The organism is Deltaproteobacteria bacterium, assembly GCA_016219225.1.
Lineage (GTDB): Bacteria > Desulfobacterota > RBG-13-43-22 > RBG-13-43-22 > RBG-13-43-22 > RBG-13-43-22.
The window spans coordinates 1-5,052 of sequence record JACRBX010000033.1; the positions used below are offsets into that span (position 1 = coordinate 1).

At 50.2% G+C, this 5,052-nt stretch carries 5 protein-coding genes; 2 read left to right on the plus strand and 3 right to left on the minus strand.

The genetic code is table 11. From position 1 onward, the window contains the following. Positions 1-452: 452 nt before the first annotated feature. Both HY879_02480 and HY879_02485 read right to left on the minus strand, forming a co-directional pair. Positions 453-1,343 carry a LysR family transcriptional regulator gene (locus HY879_02480; protein ID MBI5602197.1) on the minus strand — a complete coding sequence of 297 codons (891 nt, stop codon included), beginning with the start codon at positions 1,341-1,343 and terminating at the stop codon, positions 453-455. 16 nt (positions 1,344-1,359) lie between these two features. Further along, complete coding sequence (locus HY879_02485) at positions 1,360-3,012, minus strand: AarF/ABC1/UbiB kinase family protein (protein ID MBI5602198.1); 1,653 nt, start codon at positions 3,010-3,012, stop codon at positions 1,360-1,362. A gap of 264 nt (positions 3,013-3,276) precedes the next feature. Between HY879_02485 and HY879_02490 the strand changes: the two genes are divergently transcribed. Together HY879_02490 and HY879_02495 are read left to right on the plus strand one after the other, a co-directional pair. Continuing rightward, on the plus strand, positions 3,277-3,696 hold the full coding sequence (locus HY879_02490; GenBank protein ID MBI5602199.1) for a DUF2384 domain-containing protein: 420 nt from the start codon (positions 3,277-3,279) through the stop codon (positions 3,694-3,696). After that, positions 3,696-4,154 carry an RES family NAD+ phosphorylase gene (locus tag HY879_02495; protein ID MBI5602200.1) on the plus strand — a complete coding sequence of 153 codons (459 nt, stop codon included), beginning with the start codon at positions 3,696-3,698 and terminating at the stop codon, positions 4,152-4,154. The genes HY879_02490 and HY879_02495 overlap by 1 nt, the downstream gene beginning before the upstream one ends. A 23-nt stretch (positions 4,155-4,177) precedes the next feature. Here the strand turns inward: HY879_02495 and HY879_02500 are convergent, their stop codons facing one another. Beyond that, positions 4,178-4,585: a hypothetical protein gene (locus HY879_02500; GenBank protein ID MBI5602201.1), complete on the minus strand. Its 408-nt coding sequence runs from the start codon at positions 4,583-4,585 to the stop codon at positions 4,178-4,180. Positions 4,586-5,052: the final 467 nt, after the last annotated feature.

Below are 5,052 nucleotides of genomic sequence, written 5' to 3' on the forward strand. Positions count from 1 at the left end.
AATCCAGTGATTCTAAAAGGTTTGGGAAAAGCCCTGGACCCCGGCTTTCGCCGGGGTGACGGCTACGCGGGTTTTGGTTTTTGTTTGTGAGCCCCTTTGAGGGGCTTAAATATTCAAGCCTCCGGCTTTGCCGGAGGTCGTCTGACATAACGAGGATTCAAACTAAAAAGCTCAATGCTGAAAGCTCAAAGAGAAACCTCAAAAAGCATAAAAATGAGCCCAAGGTACAGAGGGTTAAGGTTTTTCATACTTGGAACCTGCAGCTTGCAACTTCCTTCTTCAATTGAACCCTGATCCCCGATCCTGAAGGTATTTTCGAATTAAGCACTCATGCCCGTCTGTAGTGGGGCACCACGAATCATGAAAATATCGAATATCGAATAATGAATGTCGAATTAAGGTTGGTTTTAAACCCGTAACTCGTAACCCGAAACACGCAACGTTATTTTCCACTAAACTTCTTTCAGAATAAATTCCCGAAAGGCCTCCGCCAGGGGTGAAAGGGTCCTTTGCTTTAGATGGATGAGATAAAAATTCCGGATGAGGGGGAATTTTTTTATCTTCAGTTCCTGAAGCCGGCCTTGTTCCAGATCTTCCAAAACCGCCCGCCGGGAGATAATGGAAATCCCCACCCCGGCCTTGACAGCCTGCCGGATGGCTTCATTACTCCCCATCTCCGCCACCACCTGGAGATCTTTTATGTCCAGGCCTATTTTTTTTAAGGCCTGTTCCAATGCCTTTCGGGTCCCGGAGCCTTTTTCCCGGAGGATAAAAGGGAGGGCCAAAAGCGCCTGGCTATCCAGGGCCTTTTGCCTGTCCTTGACCTGCTGCGGGGAAGCAATGCAAACGAGTTCGTCGGTGGTCAGCATCTGACAGGAGATCTGGCGGTGGTCCACCTGGGCTCCGACCAACCCCAATTCGATGGCCCCTTCCAGAAGTTTATTCTGAATGTTCTGGGTGTCTCCGATCAACAACCTGATCCGTATTTTTGGAAAACGGTCTTTAAAGCGCCCCAAAAGGCCTGGCAAGAGATACTGACCGGGGATGTTGCTGCCGCCGATCAACAGATCACCGGTTCCCAGGTCTCGAAACTGTTTCATGGCCCTCAAGGAATCCTGACGAAGGGCCATTAACTGATTGGCATACTGATAAAGGAGCCGGCCGGCCGGGGTCGGCAGCACTTCTTTGCCCTGACGATCAAAAAGGGTCAATCCCAGGTCTTCTTCTAAAAGCCGGATGTGTTCGCTGACCGTAGGTTGGGACAGATAAAGGACCTGACCGGCCCTGGAAAAACTTTTCAACAGGTAAACCTTTACAAAAACTTCCAGCCGTCTGAAATCCATTGTATTGTCAAAGCCTTTAAAATTTTTTCTTCCGAAGTATATTAACAATCAACCATAATCCTAAAATCCCGGAGACCAGATACCCCACTACCCCAAGGGCCGGAAAACCAAAGAGCAGAGGTTTGACGCCGGTAGTGATAATCATGGAAGAACCGACGATCAGGGCGGCGATAATGATCCCGAAGGTGACCCGGTTGCTGATCCGCTCCAGGGTATTGTTCAAAGTCGAAAGGCCGGTATGTTTAAAGGTTAAGGTCAAATCCCCCTTATCCACTTTCCGAAAGAAGGCCTGAAGCCTGGCCGGCAGATCCTGAACCAGATCGAAGAGGTTCAACCCCTGGGAGCGGAAGTCCTGGGACAGGGTTTTGATGGACCACCGTTCTTTGACCAGGTCGGTAATCAGGATACGGGCCTCCTCGATGAGGTTGAAATCCGGGACCAGTTCCTTACCCAACCCTTCCAGGGCCAGCATGGCCCGGCTCAGGAGAGCAAAGTCCGAACGGATGCGCAGACGATGCTCGTTAAGCAGGTTCATTAAAGACAGGACTAAATCACCGAGCTGGATTTCTTTTAAGGACAGGCCGTAATGGGCATCGATCAGGTCCAGCAGGTCCCTTTCCAGACGGTTGCGATTGACGTCGGAGGGGACATCACCGGTGAGATAGGGGATGAGGCGAAGCAGGGTATCACTGTCTCTCTGGATCAAGGCCTGAATCAGATCGATCAGGCGATGGCGCAAATCCCGGGTGATCCGGCCGGTCATCCCCCAATCTAGAAAACATAACCGGCCATCCTGCATGATCAGCAGGTTTCCCTGATGGGGATCGGCATGAAAAAAACCCTGGCGGAGCATTTGATCCAGCATAATCCTGGCCCCGTTGCGGGCTAATTGTTCCCGGTAAACAATGGATCCATCCAACTGATCCACCCGGACCCCTTCCACCAGCTCCATAGTCAGGACATAGGGGGTCGTATAGGTCCCGAAGACTTCGGGGATGTACATCAGATCCGGGAAGGAAAGGGTTTTCCGGAAAATGGTCATATTCCGGGCTTCCCGGGTAAAATCCAGTTCCCGGGTCAGGCTGAACCGGAGTTCTTCAACCAGACCGGGGAAGTCATATAACTGATAGGTCCGCAGCTCATTCAGACGGTTGGCGATAATCGTCAGGATATTCAAGTCGGCCCGGATCAAGGGACGGATATCCGGCCGTTGGATCTTAACGGCCACCACTTTATCTTCTTCTTTCAAACGGGCCCGGTGAACCTGGGCCAAGGAGGCCGACCCCAGAGGGGTCCAGTCGAATTCCGAAAAAACCGTATCCATGGGTCGTCCCAGGGCCTTTTCGAGAAGAAGTTGAACTGCCGGTTGCGGGGCCGGCGGGACCTGATCCTGTAATTTTTTAAGTTCCAGGACCAGAAGACCGGGGACCAGGTCGGGGCGCATACTCAGGATCTGTCCGAATTTAATAAAGGTGGGGCCCAGTTCCTGAAAGACCATGCGGATCCGTTCGTTGACCGTCAGGACGCCCTTGACGCGGCTGATCCGTTTCAGGATAAAGGATCCGGGCAGATCCAGCCGATGGATGACATCGTCGAACCCATACTTTAAAAGGACCCAGATAATATGCCTGAAACGATTCAGGTTGAGGATGGATTTTATTTCCATCATTTTTCCTTTATATATTCTGAGCAGGCCATACCAAGTAAATAAATCTTTTTGCTTCTTAAAGGAAATTTACCGTTTTTATAGATAAAATTCAACTTATAAGTTATCATAATAATTATCATGGTGATTTCATATAAACTACCGCTAAGCTACCGCCGAAAAAGTATATAAGACTATTCTAAATATGTTAATCACCTTCACTCTTGACAAACACGTCAATTGACGCTATCATTACAGACAAATGTCATATTCCTGAAAGGGAGAAAGATGGAACTTTCTCACGTTAAACAGGTATTAGGATTGAAAGAAACGCTCCGGACCCCACTCGATCTGATTAAGCTGGGAGGGAAAGGGATTTCCAAAGGGGCCGTATCCCGGTTAGCCAAACATCTGTCTTTAGGGCTCCAGGAGATGGCCCCCCTCTTATCCGTGAATCTGAGGACGATCCAGAGATACAATGCCGAAAGAGTTTTCAGCAGACCGGTCTCCGAACGGATTTTACGAATCGCCTTGGTGGTATCGAAGGGTGAAGAGATATTTGAAAATGTCGAGCAATTCAAAACCTGGCTAAAGGAACCGAACCGGGGTCTGGCCGACCAAAAACCACTGGACCTCCTGGTATCCGACTTCGGTATCGACTTGGTACTCGATGAACTTGGGAGAATCGAGCAGGGAATTATTTCCTGATGGTTCTTTACCGAATCGCCAAAACGCCCTTCATTCGTGACCTTTCCGGCAGCGGATCAAGACGGTACGGCGGGCGCTGGAATCCCAAGGGGGTTGAGGTTATCTATGCTTCAGAAAACAGGGCCTTGGCCGCCCTGGAGTTATTTGTCCACTTGAACCGGGCGGTTATCCCACCTGATCTCAGTCTGGCCTCTTTAAAGATTCCAGATATGGCATCTAAAAGAGAACTCACTCTAAAGGAATTACCCCGGAACTGGCGGTCCTTCCCGGCGCCTCCCGAACTTGCCGAAATCGGCGCATCCTGGATCAGATCAAGGGAAAGCCTGATCCTTCGGGTGCCTTCGGTTATTATGCCTCCCGAAAAAAACATCCTCATCAACCCGGCTCATCCGGAAATGACCGGGGTTCGTATCATAGAAGTTGAAGCCTATTCTCTCGATAAGCGTCTGATGCAATAATGTTTCCGATCGATCAGGAGCCGTTAAAGAATGCAGCGTGCATAGGTTCCAGCCGGCAGCGGCGCGGCGGTAGGCGTACCGGCTTCACGCAGGTGCTGCCGATCAGCCTCGGCGAGGTAGAATGCCTTGTTCGGAATATAGCGATCCAGGAATTCCTTTTTGTAGCTCGACGGCCTACCGCGGTTGTAAGGCGTCTGCAAATGGGCGCGGACCACGGCAGCGCCCGCGAGGCTATAGCCCGTGGCCGGGCCTTTCCCTGAAATTTCCAGTTTGCCCTCATCCACGAGCCGCTTCAGAGAGCGCCAGACGGTCGTTTCGCTTGTATCGGGGGCGACTTGGCGGCGGATATCCTCCCGGCGAGCACCGGGATGGGCAGCAATGTAGTCAAGGATAGCTTGGTTAGAGATCGTTATGAAACGATTGGTCAACATAGTGAAATAATTATGTCATTATAATAAAAGGCTATTTCCATATTGTTAAGATATCGTTTCATTAAAAATGAAATAATCCGAGTGGAGGCGCAATCTGTCACTGATCGCGATATTATACCCATCAATCTTTCCTTGTAGCTTTATCTCAACAATAGGCCAGCAAGGCAAACAGGGTGCTGATGGACCAGACGTTTCCTGTTTTCTTGAATTGAAGCGAGGGATGGCGCGGATTTCGCCGCCATAATCGATAGGTCAACTTAGCTCTTGTTTTGATCGCAGGTGGGAGAGTGTCGTAGGAATTCCAAAAGTCAGGAGTTGTCGATGACTTCATTAAGCGGCTTGGTCCTCCCCGAGGCAATATCCGCACGGACACGCTTTATAATGGGGTTCAGGAGGCCGCCATTTTGAGAATCCCGCGCGATCTCTTTATCCCATTCGTCCAAATGGCTTATTTCGTAATCCGTGAG

Excerpts from the sequence above, each read along its gene's own strand:
- HY879_02480 (MBI5602197.1), bottom strand. The coding sequence starts at position 1,343 with ATGGATTTCAGACGGCTGGAAGTTTTTGTAAAGGTTTACCTGTTGAAA.
- HY879_02485 (MBI5602198.1), bottom strand. The coding sequence starts at position 3,012 with ATGATGGAAATAAAATCCATCCTCAACCTGAATCGTTTCAGGCATATT.
- HY879_02490 (MBI5602199.1), top strand. The coding sequence starts at position 3,277 with ATGGAACTTTCTCACGTTAAACAGGTATTAGGATTGAAAGAAACGCTC.
- HY879_02495 (MBI5602200.1), top strand. The coding sequence starts at position 3,696 with ATGGTTCTTTACCGAATCGCCAAAACGCCCTTCATTCGTGACCTTTCC.
- HY879_02500 (MBI5602201.1), bottom strand. The coding sequence starts at position 4,585 with ATGTTGACCAATCGTTTCATAACGATCTCTAACCAAGCTATCCTTGAC.